This window comes from Anaerozeibacter quisquiliarum, from assembly GCF_051162045.1.
GTDB classification, from domain to species: domain Bacteria; phylum Bacillota; class Clostridia; order Christensenellales; family Aristaeellaceae; genus Anaerozeibacter; species Anaerozeibacter quisquiliarum.
The window spans coordinates 1-21,108 of sequence record NZ_JBISDI010000011.1; the positions used below are offsets into that span (position 1 = coordinate 1).

A 21,108-nucleotide genomic window follows, 5' to 3' on the forward strand; every position below is an offset into this window, starting at 1 on the left:
GCATTTCACATCGGCGCGGCCGATGCTTCACGCGCCAGCGGCCCTGGCCGGTCGCGTAGGACGGGCAGCATGGAGGACAGGCCCGCATACACGGCGGCTTCGTCGCCGGGCAGCGACAGGATCATGGCGCGGTCGTACAGCGCGCACGCCGCGCGCGCGCCCGTCGATAATACGATGTCGGATACCGCCTGCGCGGCGCCCGCCGTCGCCTCGCGCACCCGGTCACAGCCCAGGTCGATCGTCACAATCAGCGCCGAGTGCAACGCCTGCGCGTGGCGCGTAAGCGCCGCCTCGATCGGCAGCTGCTCGCTGGGCACCAGCGCCAGTCCGGTCACCGCGTAGCCGGCCGCGCGCAGCAGCGACGCGGCCAGTTGGCCCGCGCTCTCCGACTGGCCGCCCACGGCATCGCGCTCGCTCACCAGCATGATGGACGCCAACATGCACATCACTCCACATCACATAGATATCCCTCAGTTTTAGTTTATGCCGAATTTTCGGGCGGCAACACCGATAAAATGGGGCGTTTCAGCATTGCTAAATTCGCAAGGATGTGTTATAATTGCCGAAATCATCGCGAGGGGGGCGGCTATGGACGAGCGTACGCACTCGGACAAGCAAGGCTGGCGCAAGCGATTTGTGCTGATTGCGTCGGGGCAGGCGGTGTCGCTGATCGGCAGTTCCGCCGCGCAGTTTGCGCTGATCTGGTACCTGGCCAGCGAGACCGGCTCGTCGATGGTGATGGCGCTGTCGGGGCTGGCGGCATTCCTGCCGCAGTTTTTGTTGGGCCCGGTAGCGGGCGTGTGGGTGGATCGGTTGCCGCGCAAGCGCGTAATCATCGCCTCCGACCTGTTCATCGGTTCGGTGTCCGCGATGCTGGCAGCCGGCTTCGCGCTGGGGCGGCCGCCGCATGCCGTCATCTACGCGGTGATGGCGCTGCGGGCGCTGGGCGGCGCGTTCCATTCGCCGGCGACCCAGTCGGCCATTGGGCTGCTGGTACCGCGCGATGAGCTGGTGCGCGTCGGCGGCTTCCAGCAGCTGATGCGTTCGGGCGCGCGCATGCTGGGGCCGGTGCTGGGCGCGCTGATGTACGCCGAGATGCCGATCTATTGGATACTGCTGCTGGACCTCGCGGGCGCGCTGGTGGCGAGCGCGGGCGCGGCCGCGATCGACATCCCGCAGGTGCCCGGGGCGGCGCACAAGCGGCGGCACCTGACGCGCGAACTGGCCGAGGGCGCGCGCGTGTTGGCCGGCGACCGGGCGCTCGTCGTCGTCACGCTGTGCTCGATGCTCTCGATGGTATTCTTCGCGCCCACGGGCAGCCTGTACCCGTTGATGAGCAGCGGCTACTTCGGCGTCAGCGCCCGGCACGGCGGGCTGGTGGAGCTGCTCTACGCGCTGGGCCTTATGCTGTCCGCGCTGGCCGCCGGCCTGGTGGGCAAGATCGGCAACAAGCTCCGGATGATCCACCTGGCGCAATACGCGCTGGGGCTGTCGGCGCTGGGCGTCGCGCTGCTGCCCAGCAGCATGCCGGGCTTCTGGGCGTTCGCGCTGCTGTGCTGCGCGATGGGCGCGAGCGGCAATCTGTTCGACATCCCCTACGTCGCCTACATTCAGGAGCATATACCCCGCGAGGCGCAGGGGCGCGCGTTTGCGCTGACCGAGACCGGCATGTCGCTCGCCATCCCGGTGGGCCTGCTGACCGCGGGCGCGTTCGCCGAGCGTTGGGGTGTGCCGCGCTGGTTCCTGCTCACGGGCCTGTCGTTTCTTGCGACCACGACCGTCAGCGCGCTGTGGACGCGCCAAGTCCAGCGGCGCATAGGCATGAGCCGGCCGGACATGTGATATAAGGAACGGGACGGGCCGATGTGAGCATCGGCCCGTCCCGTTCGCCGCGTTTCCCCTACAGCCATTCTCCGTGCCGCCGTATATACGCGCGCTTGACCAACTGCGCGCACAGGAAGTAGCCGGCCAGCAGCAGGAGCAGCCACGGCAGGACGGCTGGGGGCAGCGGCATCATGCCGATGCCGACGGCCAGCGGCGTGAAGCCCACCGCGATGGCGATCGCCGCGACCAGCAGCGTAGAGATCAGCAGCGGGCGGGCCGGCCGGCTCTGCACAAACGGTATTTGACCGGTTCGGATGGTGTGGATGACCAGCGCCTGCGAGACCGTGCCGAACACGAACCAGCCGGCGTGGAACAGCGGCGAGAGCGCCTGCGTGTTCGCGCCGAACACCCACCACATGACCGCAAACAGCAGCATGTCAAACACCGAGCTCAGCGGACCGAGCACCGCCATGAACGACTTGATCGAGTCGGTCTCCCACTTGCGCGGCTTCTTGAGGTATGCCTGATCCACGCTGTCGAAGGGGATGCCCATCTGGGCCAGGTCGGACAGCAGGTTTTGCGTCAGCAACTGCACCGGCAGCATCGGCAAGAACGGCAGGAACAGGCTGGCCAGGATGGCCGAGATCATGTTGCCGAAGTTGCCGCTGGCCGCCATCTTGATGTACTTGACGATGTTGCCGAAGGTGCGCCGGCCCTCGAGCACGCCCTGCTCCAGCACCATCAGGTCCTTTTGCAGCAGGATGATGTCGGCGGTCTCCTTGGCGATGTCCACCGCGCTGTCGACCGAGATGCCTACGTCGGCCTGATGCAGCGCGAGCGCGTCGTTGATCCCGTCGCCCATGTAGCCCACGGTGTGCCCTGCGGCCTGGAACGCGCGCACCACCCGCCCCTTCTGGGCGGGGGAGAGCTTGGCGAACAGGTCGCAATCCCGGGCCGCCGCCTCGAGCGCGTGGTCGTCCATCGCCTCCACGTCGCCTCCGGTCAGCACGAGGCCGGTGCCCACGCCGACCTTGCCGCATACCTTGACGGCCACGCCCTCGCTGTCGCCGGTCAGCACCACGGTGCGCACCCCATGCTCGCGCAGCGCGGTGATGGCGGCGGCGGCGCTTTTCTTGGGCGGGTCGAGAAAGCCCACGAACCCGATCAGCACCATGTCGTTTTCGTCGGCCACGCCGAATACGCCGCTGCCGGGCACCTCGTTTTTCTGCGCCACCGCCAGCATGCGCAGCCCTTCTACATTGTGCTGCTCGCAGGTGTCGAGCGCGACGCGACGCGCCTCGTCGCTCAGCTTGACCACCCGACCGTCGAGCTCCACGAACGAACAGATCGCCATGACCTCCTCGACCGCGCCCTTGGTAATCAGCTGGCGCTTGCCGGCTGCGTTCTCGAGCACCACGCTCATCCGGCGGCGCGCGAAGTCGAACGGAATTTCGTCCACCCGACGGTAGCCGGTCAGGATGCCCTCGAGCCCGTTTTGCACCGAGCGGTTGATGATGGCCAGGTCGATCAGGTTCTTGAGGCCGGTCTGGAAGTGGCTGTTGAGGTAGGCGTGGCGCAGCACGCGGTCGTCGTCCGCGCCGCGAGGGTCCATGTACTTCTCCAGCACGATCCGGTCCTCGGTCAGCGTGCCGGTCTTGTCGGTGCACAGCACGTCCATCTCGCCGAAGGCCTGGATCGCGCCGAGCGTGCGGACGATCACCTTGTGGCGCGACATGTTGATCGCGCCCCTGGCCAGCGTGGAGGTCATGATTACCGGCAGCATCTCCGGCGTCAGCCCCACCGCCAGGCTGATCGCGAACAGCAGCGCGCCCGGCCAGTCGCTTTTGTAAAACCCGTTGATCGCGAGCACGATCGGCACCATGACCAGCATCATGCGCACGAGCAGCCGACTGACCGAGTCGACGCCGCGCTCGAAGCTGGTCTTCGCCCGGTCGCCGGTCAGCGACTCGGCCATCGCGCCGAAGTAGGTGTCGTTGCCGGTCAAAAGCACCACCGCGCTGGCGCTGCCGCTGACGATGTTGGTGCCCATGAAGCCGATGTTCCGCCATTCGGTCGGGCTCTGCTCGGGCGCGCCGGGTACGGCGCCGGACTTCTCCACCGGGTTCGACTCGCCGGTCAGCGCGGCCTGGGCCACGAAGGTGTCCTTGGTGGTCAAAAAGCGCACGTCGGCCGGCAGCATGTCGCCCGCCGACAGCAGCACCACGTCGCCGGGCACCACCTCGGAAAGCGGCAGTTCGACCTTTTCGCCGCCCCTCAGCACGTCGGCCTTGTTCGAGATCATCTTCGACAGCTGCTCGGCGGCGGCGCTCGAGCGCTCGTTCTGCACAAAGGCGATCGCGCTCGACAGCGTCACCAGCATAAGGATGATGATTACCGTCAGATAGTCGGGCTTGGGCGCGAAGACGATGTCGGTAAACCAGGTGACGACCGCGATTACCAGCAAAATCAGGTTGAAGGGATGGACGACCGCCTCCCGCAGCCGCTTGAGCGGCGTACTGCGCGCTCCGGCGGTGACGACGTTCCTGCCGTGCTCGCCGAGCCTGTGCTCGGCCTCGTCCGCGCTAAGCCCGGTCGGGGCCGAGGACAGGCTCGTCCAAAGCGCCCCGGCATCCAAGAAGGCGAGGGACCTGAGCCGCGCTTGCGCGGCACGCTTGCTCTGCTCGATGTTCCGGTTCAGGGTACGCTTGCGCATGGTCATCATGGGGATCATTCCTTTCTGGATTATGATGCCCACGTCAGGCGCACGGCGGCGACAAAAAAGCCGTCCCCACGGACGGCGGCGCACGCACAAGCGATCAATCCATTGAATTTGCGACGCAATGGACGAAAGAGCGCGCGAAACGCCGGAGATGGGTATGCCCTGACATGGGGAGGAAACCGACCCGGGTACTTCGAGGCTTGCCGTCCATTGGCTCACTTCCCTTGCTTTGATGATGCCGCGATCATTATAGCCGCCGGCCCGCGCGGCGTCAACCCCAGATTTTTCGCCCTGCGGCCCTTGCGCGCGGACAAAACCTGTGGTATTATATTACCAAATTATTTCCAATTATGAATATTGTGCGGAGGATTCGATGTGAGACGCAAGCTGATGTGGGTGCTGATTGTGCTGATCGCGCTGCTGCCGGCGGCGGGCGCGCGGGCGCGGGTCAAGTCGATTCGCCTCAAATATGCCCAGGCGACGCTCGTCACGGGCAAGGAGGCCCCGATGCCTTTCCGGGTGCAGCCAGCGGCCGACAAGAAGAAGGTCGGCTGGAAGAGCTCGGACGAGTCGGTGGCCATTGTGTCGCCGCAGGGGAGCATTCGCGCGCTGAGCCCCGGCGTGGCCACGATTACCGCCTACGCCGCGGACTTAAGCGGCGCGTCGGCCAGCTGCCGTCTGACGGTGAAGCCGCCCGCGATTACACGCGTCGTGCTGAGTAGAGCCCGGCTGACCGCCTCGCGCGGGGACGCGCCGGTCAAGCTTACCGCCACCGTCGCGCCGTCGGCCGCGAGCGCGGGCGCTCTGCGCTGGACGAGCTCCAATCCGCGCGTGGCGACCGTGTCGGCGGGCATGGTATCGTTTGTGGGCGCGGGTAGGGCCAACATCTGCGCCGTCGCGCCCGGCGGCAAGCGCGCGGTGTGCGCCGTGCGGGTGGACGCGGCCCGCGCGGTCAGGCGGGGCCTGGTGATCGGCGAGGGGAGGGCCGACAAGGCGATGGGCCTGGCGGCGCTGCCCATGGTGCCCTATGAGGCGGAGGACGTGGCCGCGATGCTGACGAAGAACGGCATCGGCACGCAGACCGCCGTCAACGTCACGCGCGCGAAGGCGCTCTCGGCGATTGCCCGCGCGTTCGCGGGCGCGAAGAGCGGCGACACCAGCTACCTTTACATCACCTGCCACGGCGGGCTGTCCGGCGGCGCGTACCGGCTGTATGTGGGCGGCGGCACCATTACCCCCGCGCAACTGCGTGCGGTGCTCGACAAGGTGCCGGGCCGGGTGGTGCTGATGCTCGCGGCCTGCTACAGCGGCACGACGATCAACAAGGGCGGGCAGGACGACGCAAACGAGGCGTTCCTCGGCGCATTTCTCGGGGCCGCGCCCAAGTCGGGCGAGTTCAGGGCGAGCAAGTACCAGGTGCTCTGCGCCGCGCGCGGCAGTGAAAAGGGCTACGGCGTCAAGACGACCGACCCGGAGGGCACCTTGGTCCGATCGATGACCTACAACTTCTTCGGCAAGGCGGTGGCCGAGGGCGGCGGCGGCGCGGCCGACGCCGACAAAAACGGACAGATCACGCTCCGTGAGCTGCATGCTTACGCCTATGCGCGGGTGCGCGCGCTGCACGATTATTGGAAAGACAAGATCGGCTTGAACGCAAGCGACGTTCAGACCGTGGTGGCCTACCCGGCGAACTCGGATTTCGCGCTGTTCGGTTGAGCGTCAGTCGATGCCGCCGTCGGTTGCGGGCCCTTCGGGGCAGGTCTGCGCTTCCAGGCAATGGCTGCACACCATCGCACCGCAGCCCGAGCAGCACCCCATAGCGCGCGCTTCCGCCGCTTCGCCGCAGTGTGCGCATTCCATCATAGCCAAGAAAAATCGCCTCCCAGTCGGTTTATTGTGGCCGGCGGGGAGGCGCTTTATGCAAATTTTTGTGTAGGGTTCCGCCGACCGCATACGTTGACGCATGCGCGTGACGGACGCGGCGTTGCCGTGAGGGCGGCTGCCGGCGGTGGACCTTGCGCACGGGCGGCAGCCGATGACGGACAGTTGGTTAGGCGTTTCAAGCGGTGAGCAAGCCATCAAATGCTGGAAATGCAAAAGAGCGCCCAGGGCCATAACCGATATGAAAGGTCAGACCTGATTGTGCCTGAGATAACGGCAAATGCGGCTTGCCTCGCTATGGCAATTGGATGGCTTCCTTGAGTGTAAACGTAAACGTCGATCCCTCGCCCGGCGCGGTTTCCACGCCGATCTCGCCGCCCATGAGTTCGACCACCATCTTGGCGATCGAAAGGCCCAGGCCGGTGCCGGAGGTGCGCATGCGCGAGCGGTCGGCCTTGTAGAAGCGCTCCCAGATGTAGGGCAGATCGGCCGGGTCGATGCCCGCGCCGGTATCGGCGACCGAGATCGCCACCGCGCCTTTGCCCGCGCGGCGCCCGGCGAGCGTTACGCGGCCGCCCGGCGGGGTGAATGAAAGCGCGTTGTCCATCAGGATAATCAGCACCTGAAGGATGCGGTCCTCGTCGCCCATCACCGCAAGCTGATCGCCCGGCGCGTCCACGTCAAGCGCGATGCCGGCTTCGTCCGCGCGGGAGCGCATCCGCCGCGCCGCCGCCTCAAGCAGCCCGGCGATTGGCATCGGCTCGAGCGCGAGATCCGCGCGGCCCGACTGCAGCCGGCTCATGTCGAGCATCTCGGCGATCATCTTCTCCAGCCGCACGGTCTCCTGATAGATGATGCGGTAGCAGGACTCCCTCTCGGCCTCGGTCTCCATCATGCCGTCGAGCAGCGGCTCCACCATGCCCCGGATGCCGGTGAGCGGCGTGCGCAGCTCGTGGGAGATGTTGGCGATGTAGTCGCGCCGCAGCTGCTCGAGCTTCTGCGCCGCCGACGCGTCCTCTTCCAGCCGCGCCGACAGCGTGTTCAGCGTGTCGCCCAGTTGCCCGATCTCGTCGCGCGTGCCCAGCGCAATGCGCTCGCCGTAATGGCCGTCGGCCATGCGCGCCGCGATCGCGGACAGGGCCATGATCGGCCTGGTCATGCGCCGGCTCATAAACCAAGCCAGCGCCGCCGCGCACGCGAGCGCCGCCGCGCCCGAGAGCGAAAACATCGTGAGAATCTGTCCGGTCACGCGGCTGACCTCGGTCAGCGGCCGGCACAGGATGAGCGCCGCGCTGGTCGCTCCGCCCTCCAAATCCGCGATCGGAATGCCCGCGAAGATGACCGGATAGGAAAGCAGCTGCAATTGCCGCACGTCGGTGGCCTTTTCCCCGTTCATGATCGAGCGCACCAGTTGCTCGTCCACCGAGCCGGCCAGGTTGATCCGGGCGAGCTCGGCCTGCCGGTCGGGGTCGATCACGGCGCCGCGGAACAGATCGCCGTAGAGCGCGAGCATGCGATTGCTCAGCGCGGGGTAGAGGGTGGGGAGGGACTTGGCCCGTTTCGGCCGCGAGGGCGCGTCGGGCGTGGGCGAAGGAGAGGGCGGAGGCACCAGCCACCAGCCGCGCGGCTTGACCGGCATCTGGCGCGCCACCATGTCGTCGCCTACGTAGATCAGCTGCGCGTCGCACAGCGATTCCATCTCGCGCAGGCCGCGCGGCGTGAGCACGCGCAGCCGGCCGTCCGCGCGGGCGAGCGAAGCGGCCACCGCCTCGGCGCGGTCGAGCAGGTCGGCAAGGTTGGTTTCGAGCACATACCGGCGGATCAGCAGCGCGCTGACAAAACCGGCCAACGCCACGACGATGATCGCCATGACGACGTAGCCGGTCAGCACCCTGAAGAAAATCGTATGTCGGCCAAGCGGCCTGGCGACCGCGCTTGCGGGGCGGCTCGACTGCGCGTTATCCATTGACCTCGAAGCGGTAGCCCACGCCCCACACGGTCTTGATGTCCCAGGGGTTTTCCGGGACGCACAGCTTGGCGCGGATGCGCTTGATGTGGCTGTCGACCGCGCGGGTGTCGCCCAGAAAGTCATAGCCCCAGATGCTCTGCAGCAGGTGCTCGCGGCTGAACACCATGCCCGGGTTGCCGGCCAGCGTCCACAGGATCTCGATCTCCTTGGGCGTACAGGGCACCACCTGCCCGTTCAGCTTCACGATGAACGCGCCCATGTCGATGTCGAGGTTGCACACGACCAGCTGCGTGTCCTTCGAGGTGTCCTTGAGCTCGTACATGCGCCTAAGCACCGCCTTGACGCGCGCCAGCACTTCGCGCGGGCTGAAGGGCTTTGCAATGTAGTCGTCCGCGCCCAGCTCCAGCCCCAGCAGCTTGTCGAACTCCTCGCCCTTGGCGGTCAGCATGATGATCGGGATGTTGGAACTCTTGCGCACCTCCCGGCACACGACCAGCCCGTCCATCTTGGGCATCATGATGTCCAGCAGCATCATGTCGGGGCGCGAGTGACGCACGTGCCGCACGGCCTCCTCGCCGTCGTAGGCCGACAGCAGTTGGTAACCCTCGCGTCGGAAATAGCTGCCCAGCGACTGATGTACATTGGCGTCGTCGTCGGCAATCAGGATGCGGTATCCGCGTTGGTGTTCGTCCATGGCGTTCCCCTCCGAACATCGGATGATGGGCACAGCTTATCAAAAAGCTGTGTCAAAAGCGTGGCGGGCCCCAGAGCAATCACCGGCGCCTGGAGAATCGCTTTGACAGGAGATTCGAGGCGGTATCGGCCGCGCGGCCCAGCAGGGACGGCGGCTCGGGCTCGGGCGGCAGATCCTTGCGCAGTTCCTCCTCGGGCATCTCGATGCCCTCATACAGCATCTCGCGCAGCGTGCGCCCGTCCGTGCAGACGCGGAACAGGTTGCGCAGCACGATCAGCGAAATCGGGCCCAAGATCATGCCGAACACGCCCAGGAGGCGCATGCCAATGTACATGCTCAGCAGCGTCAGCAGCGGATGGATGCCGATCTGGTTACCCACTACGCGCGGCTCGAGCAGTTGGCGCACCGTCCACACCACGGCAAACACCAGCAAGAGACCGACGGCCATACGGAAATGGCCGGTCAGCAGGTTGTAGAGCGCCCAGGGCACCACGAAGGTGCCCGTGCCCAGCACCGGCAGCGCGTCCAGCACCGCGATGACCATCGCGAACAGGACGGCGTGGTCGATGCCCACCAGCGAAAAGCCGACCGCCAACTCGACAAAGGTGACCGTCATCAGGATCAGCATCGCCCGCACGTAGCCGAACAGCGCGCCGAACAGGTCGTCGCGCACCGACTTCGCCTGCCGGATCCAGCACTCGGGCAGCTGGCGGTGCAGGAAGCGCGCGATGTAGTCGCGGTCGCGCACCAGGAAGAAGGCCGACAGCAGCGTTACGACCACGGTGACGACCATGCGCGGCACCGATGACACCACGCCCCACGCGCCGCGCGTGACGGTGTTGACCAGGCTTAAGAGCCCGGTGCGCAGCCTGTCCAGCAGTTGGTTGACCATGCCGATGGCTTCCTTGTCGATGAAGTCGTAGCGCGCGCCCAAGTCGGCCAGCAGGACAGCGGTCTTGTTCGTCAGATCCGTATACATCGCGGGCAACTGGAAGGCGAAATCCTTCGCCTCGTTTATCAGCCTGACCGTCACGAGACCCAGCGCAGCCGCCAGCACCGCCACCACGAGCAGCACCGCCGCCGCCGAAGCGATGCCCCGGGACAGGCGGAGCCGCCTGTTCAGCACACGAACAAGCGGCTCCACGATGGATGCAACCGCGAAGGCCACGACGAAGGGCAGGATCAAGTCGGCCAGCTTGAGAATCAGGAACAGGCCCAGCGCCAGCGCAACCATCACACCGATGATCTTCAGGGCATTGACCGCCATGGGCGGCAGCCGCTCGGAGAGCTTGGCAGTTAATTTGGACACGGAGGCCTCCTCGTTATTCGGTTTCGGCCGCGCCGCCAGCCTCGGCGGGCGCTTGCGGCTCCACCGGCGTTTCCGCCTGGGCCTCGGCCTCGGAGGGCGCCTCGATCAGGCGCGGCGCGGGCACGTAGGCCACGCCCGACTGGGACAGCCGGGAAGATGCGGCGTGCGCCTCCTCGACGATCTCGCTCGCGCGCACCAGCGCCGCCTTGAGCGTCTCATGTGAGCGCGAGAGCCGCTGCTGCGCCAGCGAGCGGATGGACTCGGCTTCCTGGTTGGCGTGCTCGATGAGCTCGGCGTATTCCATCTCGGTGCGGCTGGAGACCAGGTAGGCGTGCTCCTTGGCCTCGCGCACGATGCGGGCGGCCTCGGCGCGCGCGTCCGGGATGGCGACGTACTCGTCGCGGAAGCGGGTCAGCGCGCTCACCTGCCCGGTCAGTTGCTCGATGCGTTCGTCTTTCTCGCGCAGCTGTTCGTCCCTGTCGCGCAGCTGCGCGTCCTTTTCCTCGCGCGCTCGCTCGCGCTCGCGCTCGGCGAGGCGGAGGGCGCTGTCCTTTTCACCCAGCGCCTGCTGGCGTTCCTTTTCTATGCGCTGCGCGGCATAATCCTGCTTTTCGCGCTCCTCGAGCAGGTCGTCGTAGCGACGGTTGCGTCTGGCCAGCGCGCCGATCAGCACGATGGACAAAACCAGCAGGATCAGGGCGGCGAGCAGAAAGTGCCAGGGCTCGGCCGCGCTGGTCAGCCTGGTGAGGACATCCCGGAAGCCGGACAGGGCGGTATCGCTTTGCGGCATGGTGAATTCCTCCTCATCAATCTAGCATCAGCATTAACTCATTGATCGGTCTCGTGTTACTCTACCATGATCTCTTTTAGGTGTCAAGCGCGGTCCCTCGCATCCGGCTGCCGGAGTTGATTTTGGGTCGGGCGGGCAAGCTTGCCCTTTATCGGAACCCATTTGCACCGGCAGAGCCGGCGCAAATGATTGAACACAGAGGGTTTCTCCCCGGGAATCCCCCGGGGAGGAAGTTGCCTACTGAACGAAGAATTGATAAGTTGTGCGGGTATCGTAGCGCGCGCCGGCGCGCAGCACGATGCTCGGGAAATGCGCGTGATTGGGCGCGTCGGGGTAGGCCTGGGTCTCGAGGCACAGGCCCTCGCGCATGCCGTAGACGCGGCCGCACTTGGCCCCGTTAACGCCCGAGAGCGTGTTGCCCGCGTAGAACTGCACGCCAGGCTGGTCGGTCTCAAGCACCATGGCGCGGCCGGACGCGGGCGCGTACAGCAGGCCCGCCTCGCGGAAGCCCTCGCCGTTCAGGCAGAAGTTGTGGTCGTAGCCGCCGCCGTAGCCGAGCTGCTCGTCGCTTTTTGTCAATCCGAGCCCCTCCGACAGCAGCTTGGGTTGCCTGAGGTCAAACGGCGTTCCGTCCACCGCGCGCAGCTCGCCCGTGGGGATCAGATCGCGGTCGGTGACGGTGAAGAAATCGGCGTCGAGCCTGAGCGTGTGTGCCTCGATCGTGCCGCTGCCCTCGCCCTCCAGGTTAAAGTAGGCGTGGTTGGTCAGGTTGCACAGCGTATCGCGGTCGCAGTCGGCCGTGTAGCGGATCGACAGCGCGTTGTCCTCGCTCCAGCCGTAGACCACGGTCACGCTCAGCGTGCCCGGGTAGTGCTCCTCGCCGTCCGGGCTCACGTAGGCGAGCGTCAGCGTACCCGCCGCTTCGTCGGGCGAAGCCGTCCACAGCTTGCGGTCAAAGCCCTCGCCGCCGCCGTGCAGGTGGTGGCCGTTCGAACGGGTCGCGAGCTTGAGCGGCTCGCCGTTCAACAGGCAGCGCCCGTGTGCGATGCGGTTGCCCACCCGCCCGATCAACGCGCCCAGGTAGCCCATGTTCGGGGTATAACCCGCGACGGTCGGGTAGCCGAGCAGCACGTCGCCCAGCGTCCCCTCCCGGTCGGGCACGCCCAGCGAGACCAGCGTACCGCCGAAGTCGGTGATCGAGACCCAGGCGCCCGACGTGTTTTTGAGCGTGTACAGCGTAGCCTCCCTGCCGTCCGGCAAACGGCCGAACGATGTCTTTGCGATGCCCATAGGATGTCCTCCCGCAATTTGTAAAGATTCCGTTGTTCCCTAATCATACCGCTTTTGGCGCGCGCTGGCAAGGGCTTGTTGGTGTCAAGATATTTTACTTGACGGGAACGCCCGAGATCGTGTAGAATAAACCCACTTGCGGAGGCGTATGCGATGGAGGAGCGAATCGAGATCGGCCTGCTGTACGACTTCTACGGGCCGCTGTTGACCGAGCGGAGAGCGGAGCTCGTGCGGCTGTACTGCGAAGAGGACTGGTCGCTGACCGAGATCGCCGCGGAGTTGGGCGTGTCGCGCCAGGGCGTGTACGACGCGCTGCGCCACGCCAAGGGAAAGCTGCTGGGCTACGAGCAAAAGCTCAGGCTGATGGTGCGCTGGCTGGACATGGAGCGGGCGGTGGCGGCCTGCCGCGAGCAGCTCTCGGCGGTGACGCCCGCGCCGGGCAGCGAGTCGGCGCTGGACTCAGCCCGCCGGGCGCTCGAGCGGATCGAGTACGTCCAACGTGAGATATAGCGAGGTGAAGCGCCATGGCGTTTGAGGGCCTGACCGAGAAATTATCCCAGGCGTTCCGCAAGTTGAGCGGCAAGGGCAAGCTGACGGAGGCCGACGTCAAGGAGGCCATGCGCGAGGTGCGCATGGCGCTGCTCGAGGCCGACGTGAACTTTATCGTGGTCAAGGACTTCGTCAGGCGCGTGACCGAGCGCGCGGTGGGCGCGGAGATTTTGGCAAGCCTCACCCCGGGCCAGCAGGTCGTCAAGATCGTGAACGAGGAATTGACCGCGCTGATGGGCGGCACGGGCGCGCGGCTGACCTATGCGTCGAACCCGCCGACGGTGTACATGCTGTGCGGCCTGCAGGGCGCGGGCAAGACCACGATGGCCGGCAAGCTCGGCGGTCTGATTAAGAAGCAGGGCAAGAAGCCGCTGCTGGTGGCCTGCGACATCTACCGCCCGGCGGCGATCAAGCAACTGATGGTGGTGGGCGAGACCGTGGGCGTCGAGGTGTTCGAGCGCGGCCAGACGAGCCCGGTCGAGATCGCCAAGGCGGCCATCGAGCATGCGCGCTACTACGGGCGCGACCCGGTGATCCTGGATACCGCCGGCCGGCTGCACATCGACGAAAATCTGATGGAAGAGCTCCGGCAGGTTCGCGCCGCCGTGAAGCCCACGGAGATCCTGCTCGTGGTTGACGCCATGACCGGCCAGGACGCCGTCAACGTGGCCGACACCTTCAACAAGAACCTGGGCGTCGACGGCGTGATCCTGACCAAGCTCGACGGCGACACGCGCGGCGGCGCGGCGATCTCGGTCAAGGCGGTCACCGGCAAGCCGATCAAATTCAGCGGCGTGGGCGAGAAGCCGACCGACATCGAGCCTTTTCACCCCGAGCGCATGGCCTCGCGGATCTTAGGGATGGGCGACGTGCTGAGCCTCATCGAGAAGGCCCAGGACACGATGGACGAGAAGGCCGCCGGCGACATGCTGCGCAAGGTGCGCACGCAGAGCTTTACGCTCGACGATTATATGGAACAGATGCAGCAGGTGACCAAGATGGGGTCGGTCTCCGACCTGCTCAAGATGATCCCCGGCGTGGGCGCGAAGCTCAAGGACATTGAGATCGACGAGGACAAGGTCGCCAGGGAGCAGCGCAAGACGATCGCCATCATCCGCTCGATGACGGCCATGGAGAAGCGCAACCCCGACATCCTGAACGCCAGCCGCAAGCGGCGCATCGCCGCCGGCAGCGGCGTGCAGGTGCAGGAGGTCAACCTGCTGCTCAAGCAGTTCGAACAGGCGCGCGGCATGATGAAGCAGATGATGAGCGCGGGCAAGCGCGGCCGGATGAAGATGCCGTTCGGGCTGAAGTGAGTCGCGCGAATCCGGCCGCATGAGATGATTCCGAGTCGAACGGGCAAGCGCGCCCTTTGCCTGCATCCATAGGCACTGGCAGAGCCGGCACCTATGATTAAACATGGAGGGCTGCGGCCCTCCAAACTTCCCGAGGTTCAAACCCCTCCCGTCTGAACGGCGGGCGGATTTGATAAATTTCATAACGGTGTCAAGAATGAGGAGGAAACCCACATGGTCAAGATTCGCCTGAAGAGAATGGGCATGAAGAAGCAGCCGTTCTACCGCATCGTCGTCACCGACAGCCGCAACGCACGCGACGGCCGCTTCATCGAGGAAATCGGCTACTACAACCCGCTGACCGAGCCGGTCGAGCTCAAGATCGATCAGGAGCGCGCGAAGCACTGGCTGGGCGTGGGCGCGCAGCCGACCGATACCACGCGCGCGCTGTTGAAGAAGGGCGGCGCGCTCTAAGCCTGCGCGCGAGAGGTGATGCACATGGTCGAATTGGTTCGCTTCATTGCTCAGTCGTTGGTCGAGCAGCCCGATCAGGTGGACGTGCGCGAAGTTACAGGCGCCGACAGCGTAGTGATCGAGCTGCGGGTTGCCGAGGGCGACATGGGTAAGGTCATCGGCAAGCAGGGCCGCATCGCCAAGGCCATCCGCACGGTGGTCAAGGCGGCGACGGCCAAGGGACAAAAACCGGTATTCGTGGAGATTATCTGACATGCTGGATGGGTATTTGGCGATCGGCGAGGTGTTAAAGCCCCAGGGCGTCAAGGGCGAGATCAAGGTGCGCCCGATTACGAGCGACCCGATGCGCTTTGAGGCGCTGACGAAGATCTACTGGCTGCTGGACGGCGCGTACCGGGAGGCCAAGGTGCGCGCCACCCGGATCGACCCGGACGCGGTCTACATGGTGGTCGAGGGGGTGCGCGACCGCGACCGGGCCGAGGCGCTGCGCGGGCGGCTGATGTACGTCGGCCGCGAGGACGCGATCGAGTTGCCGGAGGACGCCGAGTTCATCGTCGATCTGATCGGCTGCGAGGCGACCGACGACGAGGGCAATCCGGTCGGCCGGCTTCATGAGGTGCTGCAGCCGGGCGCGAGCGACGTGTACGTGTTCCGCGGCGCGCGCGGCGAAGTGCTGGTGCCCGCGCTCAAGAGCGTGGTGCTTTCGGTCGATGTTGCGCGCAAGCGCATCTTGCTATCGGCCAAGCGCCTGAGCGAGGTCGCGGTATACGAGGAATAATGCATGCGTATCAAGGTGCTGACGATCTTTCCCGACATGCTGCGCCCGGTGCTCGGCGAGAGCATCCTGGGCCGCGCGGCCGCGCGCGGGCTGATCGAGGCCGAGCCGGTCGACATCCGGCCGTTTTCGGCCAATAAGCACAAGAACACCGACGACTACCCGTTCGGCGGCGGCGCGGGCATGGTGATGCTGGCGCAACCGATCGTGGACGCGGTGGAGGCGCTGGAGCGGGACGGTTTTTGCGGCCGACGCATCTACCTGTCGCCGCGCGGACGCACGTTCAGCCAGGAGGTTGCGCGCGAGCTTTCGCGCGAGAGGGAGCTTACGCTGCTGTGCGGCCACTACGAGGGCGTCGACCAGCGCGCGCTCGACCTGTGCGGCTTTGAGGAACTGTCGATCGGCGACTATGTGTTGACCGGTGGGGAATTGGCGGCGCTGGTGGTGATCGACGCGGTCGCGCGCCTGGTTCCGGGCGTGCTGGGCAGCGCGGAATCGAGCGTGGACGAGAGCTTTTCCTCGGGGCTGCTTGAATACCCGCAATATACACGCCCGCGCACATACAGGGGCCTTTCGGTGCCCGAGGTGCTGGTGGGCGGCCACCACGCGCAGATCGAGGCCTGGCGGCGTGAGCAGGCGCTGAGCATCACGCGCGAGCGGCGGCGCGACCTCATCGAGGGTTTAGCCACCCAACATGGTGGGTATACTATAGAGGGCCGATGTAACAGACGACCGAAAGGAGCTACGCGTATGAAGGAACTGAAGGGTACCCGCACCGAGGCCAATCTGCAGGCGGCGTTTGCCGGCGAATCACAGGCGCGCAACAAGTACACCTACTTTGCCTCCGTCGCCAAGAAGGAAGGCTACGAGCAGATCTCGGCGCTGTTCCAGGAGACTGCGGACAACGAGAAGGAACACGCCAAGATATGGTTCAAGCACCTGGGCGGCATCTCCGACACGCCGAACAACCTGAAGGCGGCCGCCGCGGGCGAGCATTACGAGTGGACCGACATGTACAAGGGCTTCGCCGAGGTGGCGCGCGAGGAAGGTTTCGATGAGATCGCCCGCCAGTTTGAGGCCGTGGCCAAGATCGAGAAGTCTCATGAAGACCGCTATCTGACGCTGCTGGGCAACGTCGAGGGGGGCCTGGTGTTCTCGCGCGACGGCGACATGGTCTGGCAGTGCCGCGTGTGCGGTCACCTGATGATCGGCAAGCGCGCCCCCGAGAAGTGCCCGGTCTGCGCCCACCCGAAGGCCTACTTCCAGTTGCAGGAGAAGAATTACTAGGACCGCGCCGCTTACGCGGCGAGGCCTCGAAAGCTTTCCGCCCGGTTGCCCGTTCGCCCGCTTCGCGGGCTCCGGGCGGCCGGGCGGAAAGCTTTCGAGGCCGTTTTGGTTACGGGGTTCCGGGGCCGCCTTCCTGAATTTCCTGCGGGAAATTCCGGGCGGAAGGCGGGGGAGCGATGGGGTGACGGGGCCGCCTGCCTGAAAACCCTGCGGGGTTTTCCGGGCGGCAGGCGGGGGTACGGGGGCTACGGGGCCGCCTGCCTGTCGGCCTGCGGGCCTCCCGGGCGGCAGGCGGACGGGAAGCGATTGCGAGTCGGTCGGCTGCGGCCTCCCTTTGTCGGAATCGCATACACGCCCCCGGTACATGCCCGTGGGCGCGTGGTGACGGGGGCTTCGGCCCCCCATTCCCCTCCCAGGAGGGGTGCCCGCAGGCGGGGTGGTGGCCCCCGCAGGGCGTAACCAACCTCCGTACCCGCTTTTCAAGTCCTGCCATCAGGCTCACCACCCCGTCGCTCCGCGCCACCCCCTCCGAGGAGGGGAATGGCTACCTGCTTATTCGCCTCCTGGGAGGGGTGCCCGACCGGCCGGGCCGATGCGGGCATCGCCCCTACGGACGCGGCGTTTCGCCGTAAGGGCTGGGTCAGACGAACGGCGAGGCGCTTCGCGCTCGCCGTAGGGGCGGCCTACGCCCACCCGAACCTGTCGGTGAGACCCTCCCCATACCCTCCCGCCGGGGAAATGGCGGGTACAAAAATCTAACGAAGAAATCCAGAAAGTCTGAAAATTCCAAAAAACTGACTCAAATCTATTGACAAGTGCCTGTTCGGTGTATATACTCACCTATAAAGCGATATGACGTCATATGATGTCATATGATCGCACAATCCATTATACAGGGCAGGAGGACGACACATGAACGCGAATCAGGTTCAGCAGCTCGACCGGGTACAGGGGGCGCTTAAGGGGCGCGCCATCCGCAACATCTACTTTGTCGCGTGCGGGGGCTCCAAGGCCATCTTCGAACCGGCGCAGTACATCTGCGATTTGGAAGTCGAGACGCCCTCGGCGGTATACACCGCAAACGAGTTCATCCACCGCGCGCCCAAGGCACTGGGCCCGGGGAGCCTTGTGATTACCTGCTCGCACAGCGGCAATACGCCGGAGACGGTGGAAGCCACCGCCTTTGCCCGCAGGGCCGGCGCGCTGACCGTGTGCTTCTCCTTTAAGCCGGGCTCTCCGCTGTGGGAAGCGGCGCAGTACGGCGTCGAGTACACCTGGGGCCCGGAATCCAATCCCGCCGAGACCAACAACGCCATGCTGTTCCGCCTGGTATTCCATGTGCTGAACGCCATCGCGCCCAATGAAAAATATGAGCGCGCGATCCGCGCGGTGGACGCGCTCGAACGCCTGGTTCCGGCCAATAAAGAAGCCACCCTTGAAAACGCCCGCGTCTATGGCAAGGCCTACAAGCGCGAGGGGCTGATCTACACCATGTCCTCCGGCGCGTGCTACGGCCTGGCCTATTCCTTCGCCGTCTGCCTGCTGATGGAGATGCTCTGGGTGCATTCCAGCGCCATTCACTCGGGCGAGTACTTCCACGGCCCGTTTGAGGTGACCGACGACAACGTGCCCTTCATCATCATCCTGAACAGCGGCGCGACCCGCTACCTGGACGAGCGCGCGCTGGCCTTTGCCAGGAAGTACTCCGACCGGGTGGAGGTCATCGACGCCGCGAGCTTCATCATGGATGGCATCGACGAGGACCTGCGCGGCTACTTCGCTCCGATCATCGCCGGGGCGGTTCTTCGCCAGTACGCCGACCAGTTGGCCGAGCAAAAGGGGCATCCGCTGTCCGTGCGCCGCTACATGTGGAAGATGGAATATTGATTGCCAGACCATGAATCCCGCCGCCTCTTTTCGTTGCGAATCATAACCGCGGTCGCAAGACCCGGCAAGATATGTTATCATAGCACAAGGAGGAGAAAACATGAAGAAGTCACTGTCCATGTTGCTGGCGCTGGTCCTCGTCCTCGGTCTGTTTACCGCCTTGTCCGCCCTCGCACAGGAGAAGGTCACGCTGACCTTCTTCCACCGCTGGCCCAACGAGCCCAAGGGACCGTACATGGATCAGGTCGTCGCGGCGTTCGAGGCGGCCAACCCCAACATCGACATCGTGCTGATCGACCCGGTGCTCAACGACAGTTATAAGGAAAAGATTCGCGTGCTGGTGGGCTCTTCGGAGATTCCCGATGTGTTCATGTCCTGGAGCGGCAGCTTTGGCCGCAACCTCGTCAAATCCGGCCGGGTGCTGGCGCTTGACGACATGATTGCCGCCGATCCCGACTGGGCGGCCCAGATTACCGAGAGCCAGTGGGGCCCGTTCAACTACGACGGCAAGCAGTATGGCATTCCGTGGTCGATGGACGGCAAGGTGTTCTTCTACAACAAGACCGAGTTTGACCGGCTGGGCCTCGCGGAGCCCAACACCTGGGACGAATTCATCGCCGTGCTGGACGCCCTGAAGGCCGCCGGCCATGAGCGCCCCCTCAGCGAGGGCTTCTCGGCCGAATGGGCGGTATCCCACTACATGGGCACGCTGGTGCAGCGCATGGTGGACCCGGCGGTGGTGGCCAAGGACTACGCGCTGGAGGGCGACTTCAGCGATCCCGGCTACATCGCCATGCTGAACCGCTTTGCGGACCTTAAGCAGTACATGACCGAGGATCCCTGTTCGGTGGACCACACCTACGCCCGCAATGCGTTCATCGACCAGGAGGGCATGCTCTGTTACATGCAGCTGGCCGAGATCAAGTACCTGGCGGACGGCGCGGACTTCGAGTACAGCTTCTTCGATATGCCCGCGCTGCCCGACGGCAAGGGCGACCCGGACGAGCTGACCGGCGCGCCCGAGGGCATGATGATCTCCGCCGAATGCAAGCACCCCGAAGCGGCCCAGGCCTTCGTAAAATTCTTCATCAGCCAGGAAAACGGCAGCCTGATGACAAAGATGACGGGCGAGCTCTCCTGCGTCAAGGGCGCGGTTAACGCCCAGACCGTGTCCAGCCCCAAGCAATTGGAAGCCGTGGAACTGATCCTAAAATCCTCGGGCACCACGCTGTGGCAGGACAACGCGCTGGATGCCACCGTGGCCTCCGCCTTCATGAAGGGCGGCCAGCTGTTACTGACCGGCGACATGACGCCCGAGCAGGTCATGGAGGGCGTCCAGGTCGCGGCCAAAGAGGCGGCGAGCAAATAATCCTGTGAATGGGAATGCCGCCAATCTGACGCTGCCTCGGATTGGCGGCATTGCGCTATTCCGCGATGGAAGGAGGCTCTGCCGTGCGTATGAGCATCGCCAAACCGGCCGCGCGCCGACGCGTGACGGGCCGGGTGCTGACGCCCTGGCTGTATGTGCTACCGCTGGTCTTGCTCATGGGGACCTTCGTCTACATCCCCATGCTGCAGAACTTCTACTACCTTTTCCGCAAGTTCTCCGCGTTCTCCCCGGAGCAGACCTTCGTCGGCACGGAAAACCTGAAGACGCTGCTCACGGACCCGGTGATCTACTCGGCGATCCGGAACAACATCTGGTACTGCCTGTTCTCCGTGCTCTGCCAAGTGTTCCTGTCGCTGATCTGCGCGGCGCTGCTGGAGGACCGGCTTTTCCGGCGGGTGGCCACGCCGTTTCGCACGATGTACTTCTTGCCGGTGCTGATCTCCACCACGGTCATCGCCATGCTGTTCACCCAGATCTACGCGCCCAAGGGCATTCTGAACGGTTTAATTAACCTGCTGGGCGGAAACGGCAAGACCGGCTGGCTGGGTCGATCCGAAAGCGCCATCTTCTGCGCGATCGCCATGTCGCAATGGCATTCGATGGGCTACACGATGATGCTGTTCATCGTCGCCATCCAGAAGATACCCGAGGAGATGTACGAGGCGGCGGAGATCGACGGGGCGGGCCGGGTGCAGCGCTTCTTCACCGTCACCTTGCCCCAGGTGCGCGAGATGATCTTTGTGACCATGGTGACCACCGTTTCCGGCGCGTTCCTGGTGTTCAACGACGTGTACATCCTGACCAAGGGCGGGCCGGGCAACGCCTCGGTGACGCTGTCGGTGTACATGTACAACATGGCCTTCACCCAGGACAGGATGGGCTATGCCTCGGCCATCGCCATCCTCATGCTGCTGATTTGCCTTACGCTGGCCGCGCTGCAAAAGGTCGGCCTGCGCTCCGGGGAGGTGGACTGAG

Annotated in this window: 19 protein-coding genes and 1 pseudogene; 12 read left to right on the plus strand and 8 right to left on the minus strand. The window is 65.2% G+C overall.

Annotated features, from left to right (window positions below; genetic code table 11):
• Positions 1 to 5: 5 nt before the first annotated feature.
• Complete coding sequence (locus ACH6CV_RS06330; RefSeq protein WP_456357335.1) at positions 6 to 440, minus strand: hypothetical protein; 435 nt, start codon at positions 438 to 440, stop codon at positions 6 to 8.
• Between the two features lie 148 nt (positions 441 to 588).
• Here ACH6CV_RS06330 and ACH6CV_RS06335 point away from each other — a divergent pair, with 148 nt between their 5' ends.
• Entirely contained in the window at positions 589 to 1,842 is a 1,254-nt protein-coding gene (locus ACH6CV_RS06335) for an MFS transporter (protein WP_456357336.1), read from the plus strand.
• 58 nt (positions 1,843 to 1,900) lie between these two features.
• Here ACH6CV_RS06335 and mgtA read toward each other — a convergent pair whose 3' ends face one another.
• Entirely contained in the window at positions 1,901 to 4,546 is a 2,646-nt protein-coding gene (gene mgtA / locus ACH6CV_RS06340) for a magnesium-translocating P-type ATPase (protein ID WP_456357337.1), read from the minus strand.
• A 372-nt stretch (positions 4,547 to 4,918) separates the two neighbouring features.
• Here mgtA and ACH6CV_RS06345 point away from each other — a divergent pair, with 372 nt between their 5' ends.
• The gene (locus ACH6CV_RS06345; RefSeq protein WP_456357338.1) at positions 4,919 to 6,259 is read left to right on the plus strand and encodes an Ig-like domain-containing protein; all 1,341 of its coding nucleotides are present in this window, start codon (positions 4,919 to 4,921) and stop codon (positions 6,257 to 6,259) included.
• A 3-nt stretch (positions 6,260 to 6,262) separates the two neighbouring features.
• Here ACH6CV_RS06345 and ACH6CV_RS06350 read toward each other — a convergent pair whose 3' ends face one another.
• From ACH6CV_RS06350 to ACH6CV_RS06375, 6 genes are all read right to left on the minus strand, one after another.
• The gene (locus tag ACH6CV_RS06350) at positions 6,263 to 6,412 is read right to left on the minus strand and encodes a hypothetical protein (protein WP_456357339.1); all 150 of its coding nucleotides are present in this window, start codon (positions 6,410 to 6,412) and stop codon (positions 6,263 to 6,265) included.
• 307 nt (positions 6,413 to 6,719) lie between these two features.
• Positions 6,720 to 8,390 carry an ATP-binding protein gene (locus ACH6CV_RS06355; RefSeq protein ID WP_456357340.1) on the minus strand — a complete coding sequence of 557 codons (1,671 nt, stop codon included), beginning with the start codon at positions 8,388 to 8,390 and terminating at the stop codon, positions 6,720 to 6,722.
• Positions 8,383 to 9,087 carry a response regulator transcription factor gene (locus ACH6CV_RS06360; RefSeq protein ID WP_456357341.1) on the minus strand — a complete coding sequence of 235 codons (705 nt, stop codon included), beginning with the start codon at positions 9,085 to 9,087 and terminating at the stop codon, positions 8,383 to 8,385. The genes ACH6CV_RS06355 and ACH6CV_RS06360 overlap by 8 nt, the downstream gene beginning before the upstream one ends.
• A gap of 79 nt (positions 9,088 to 9,166) precedes the next feature.
• On the minus strand, positions 9,167 to 10,396 hold the full coding sequence (gene ytvI / locus ACH6CV_RS06365) for a sporulation integral membrane protein YtvI (RefSeq protein WP_456357342.1): 1,230 nt from the start codon (positions 10,394 to 10,396) through the stop codon (positions 9,167 to 9,169).
• Positions 10,397 to 10,409: 13 nt separating this feature from the next.
• The gene (locus ACH6CV_RS06370) at positions 10,410 to 11,186 is read right to left on the minus strand and encodes a hypothetical protein (RefSeq protein WP_456357343.1); all 777 of its coding nucleotides are present in this window, start codon (positions 11,184 to 11,186) and stop codon (positions 10,410 to 10,412) included.
• 237 nt (positions 11,187 to 11,423) lie between these two features.
• On the minus strand, positions 11,424 to 12,476 hold the full coding sequence (locus tag ACH6CV_RS06375; RefSeq protein WP_456357344.1) for an aldose epimerase family protein: 1,053 nt from the start codon (positions 12,474 to 12,476) through the stop codon (positions 11,424 to 11,426).
• 153 nt (positions 12,477 to 12,629) lie between these two features.
• On the opposite strand from ACH6CV_RS06375, the gene ylxM reads away from it, so the two are divergent.
• The 10 genes and pseudogenes from ylxM to ACH6CV_RS06425 all read left to right on the plus strand — a co-directional run bounded on the left by ylxM (position 12,630) and on the right by ACH6CV_RS06425 (position 21,107).
• Complete coding sequence (ylxM, locus tag ACH6CV_RS06380) at positions 12,630 to 12,986, plus strand: YlxM family DNA-binding protein (protein WP_456357345.1); 357 nt, start codon at positions 12,630 to 12,632, stop codon at positions 12,984 to 12,986.
• Between the two features lie 14 nt (positions 12,987 to 13,000).
• The gene (gene ffh / locus ACH6CV_RS06385; RefSeq protein ID WP_456357346.1) at positions 13,001 to 14,341 is read left to right on the plus strand and encodes a signal recognition particle protein; all 1,341 of its coding nucleotides are present in this window, start codon (positions 13,001 to 13,003) and stop codon (positions 14,339 to 14,341) included.
• Positions 14,342 to 14,554: 213 nt separating this feature from the next.
• Positions 14,555 to 14,794: a 30S ribosomal protein S16 gene (gene rpsP, locus ACH6CV_RS06390; RefSeq protein ID WP_456357347.1), complete on the plus strand. Its 240-nt coding sequence runs from the start codon at positions 14,555 to 14,557 to the stop codon at positions 14,792 to 14,794.
• A gap of 24 nt (positions 14,795 to 14,818) precedes the next feature.
• Positions 14,819 to 15,046: a KH domain-containing protein gene (locus ACH6CV_RS06395; protein ID WP_456357348.1), complete on the plus strand. Its 228-nt coding sequence runs from the start codon at positions 14,819 to 14,821 to the stop codon at positions 15,044 to 15,046.
• A 1-nt stretch (position 15,047) separates the two neighbouring features.
• Positions 15,048 to 15,572: a ribosome maturation factor RimM gene (gene rimM / locus ACH6CV_RS06400; RefSeq protein ID WP_456357349.1), complete on the plus strand. Its 525-nt coding sequence runs from the start codon at positions 15,048 to 15,050 to the stop codon at positions 15,570 to 15,572.
• A gap of 3 nt (positions 15,573 to 15,575) precedes the next feature.
• Positions 15,576 to 16,244: pseudogene (trmD, locus tag ACH6CV_RS06405) on the plus strand (tRNA (guanosine(37)-N1)-methyltransferase TrmD); the annotation flags it as partial.
• Between the two features lie 75 nt (positions 16,245 to 16,319).
• On the plus strand, positions 16,320 to 16,856 hold the full coding sequence (rbr, locus tag ACH6CV_RS06410; protein ID WP_456357440.1) for a rubrerythrin: 537 nt from the start codon (positions 16,320 to 16,322) through the stop codon (positions 16,854 to 16,856).
• A 912-nt stretch (positions 16,857 to 17,768) separates the two neighbouring features.
• Positions 17,769 to 18,743, plus strand: coding sequence for an SIS domain-containing protein (locus ACH6CV_RS06415; protein WP_456357350.1), 975 nt, complete (start codon positions 17,769 to 17,771; stop codon positions 18,741 to 18,743).
• A gap of 100 nt (positions 18,744 to 18,843) precedes the next feature.
• Entirely contained in the window at positions 18,844 to 20,112 is a 1,269-nt protein-coding gene (locus ACH6CV_RS06420) for an ABC transporter substrate-binding protein (RefSeq protein ID WP_456357351.1), read from the plus strand.
• An 89-nt stretch (positions 20,113 to 20,201) separates the two neighbouring features.
• Positions 20,202 to 21,107, plus strand: coding sequence for a carbohydrate ABC transporter permease (locus tag ACH6CV_RS06425; RefSeq protein WP_456357441.1), 906 nt, complete (start codon positions 20,202 to 20,204; stop codon positions 21,105 to 21,107).
• The last annotated feature ends 1 nt before the right edge of the window (position 21,108 follow it).

What these genes read in the sequence shown, in the direction of transcription:
- ACH6CV_RS06330 (WP_456357335.1), bottom strand. Translation starts at nt 440, where the DNA reads ATGTTGGCGTCCATCATGCTGGTGAGCGAGCGCGATGCCGTGGGCGGC.
- ACH6CV_RS06335 (WP_456357336.1), top strand. Translation starts at nt 589, where the DNA reads ATGGACGAGCGTACGCACTCGGACAAGCAAGGCTGGCGCAAGCGATTT.
- mgtA (WP_456357337.1), bottom strand. Translation starts at nt 4,546, where the DNA reads ATGATGACCATGCGCAAGCGTACCCTGAACCGGAACATCGAGCAGAGC.
- ACH6CV_RS06355 (WP_456357340.1), bottom strand. Translation starts at nt 8,390, where the DNA reads ATGGATAACGCGCAGTCGAGCCGCCCCGCAAGCGCGGTCGCCAGGCCG.
- ACH6CV_RS06360 (WP_456357341.1), bottom strand. Translation starts at nt 9,087, where the DNA reads ATGGACGAACACCAACGCGGATACCGCATCCTGATTGCCGACGACGAC.
- ACH6CV_RS06370 (WP_456357343.1), bottom strand. Translation starts at nt 11,186, where the DNA reads ATGCCGCAAAGCGATACCGCCCTGTCCGGCTTCCGGGATGTCCTCACC.
- ACH6CV_RS06375 (WP_456357344.1), bottom strand. Translation starts at nt 12,476, where the DNA reads ATGGGCATCGCAAAGACATCGTTCGGCCGTTTGCCGGACGGCAGGGAG.
- ylxM (WP_456357345.1), top strand. Translation starts at nt 12,630, where the DNA reads ATGGAGGAGCGAATCGAGATCGGCCTGCTGTACGACTTCTACGGGCCG.
- ffh (WP_456357346.1), top strand. Translation starts at nt 13,001, where the DNA reads ATGGCGTTTGAGGGCCTGACCGAGAAATTATCCCAGGCGTTCCGCAAG.
- rpsP (WP_456357347.1), top strand. Translation starts at nt 14,555, where the DNA reads ATGGTCAAGATTCGCCTGAAGAGAATGGGCATGAAGAAGCAGCCGTTC.
- ACH6CV_RS06395 (WP_456357348.1), top strand. Translation starts at nt 14,819, where the DNA reads ATGGTCGAATTGGTTCGCTTCATTGCTCAGTCGTTGGTCGAGCAGCCC.
- rimM (WP_456357349.1), top strand. Translation starts at nt 15,048, where the DNA reads ATGCTGGATGGGTATTTGGCGATCGGCGAGGTGTTAAAGCCCCAGGGC.
- rbr (WP_456357440.1), top strand. Translation starts at nt 16,320, where the DNA reads ATGAAGGAACTGAAGGGTACCCGCACCGAGGCCAATCTGCAGGCGGCG.
- ACH6CV_RS06415 (WP_456357350.1), top strand. Translation starts at nt 17,769, where the DNA reads ATGAACGCGAATCAGGTTCAGCAGCTCGACCGGGTACAGGGGGCGCTT.
- ACH6CV_RS06420 (WP_456357351.1), top strand. Translation starts at nt 18,844, where the DNA reads ATGAAGAAGTCACTGTCCATGTTGCTGGCGCTGGTCCTCGTCCTCGGT.
- ACH6CV_RS06425 (WP_456357441.1), top strand. Translation starts at nt 20,202, where the DNA reads ATGAGCATCGCCAAACCGGCCGCGCGCCGACGCGTGACGGGCCGGGTG.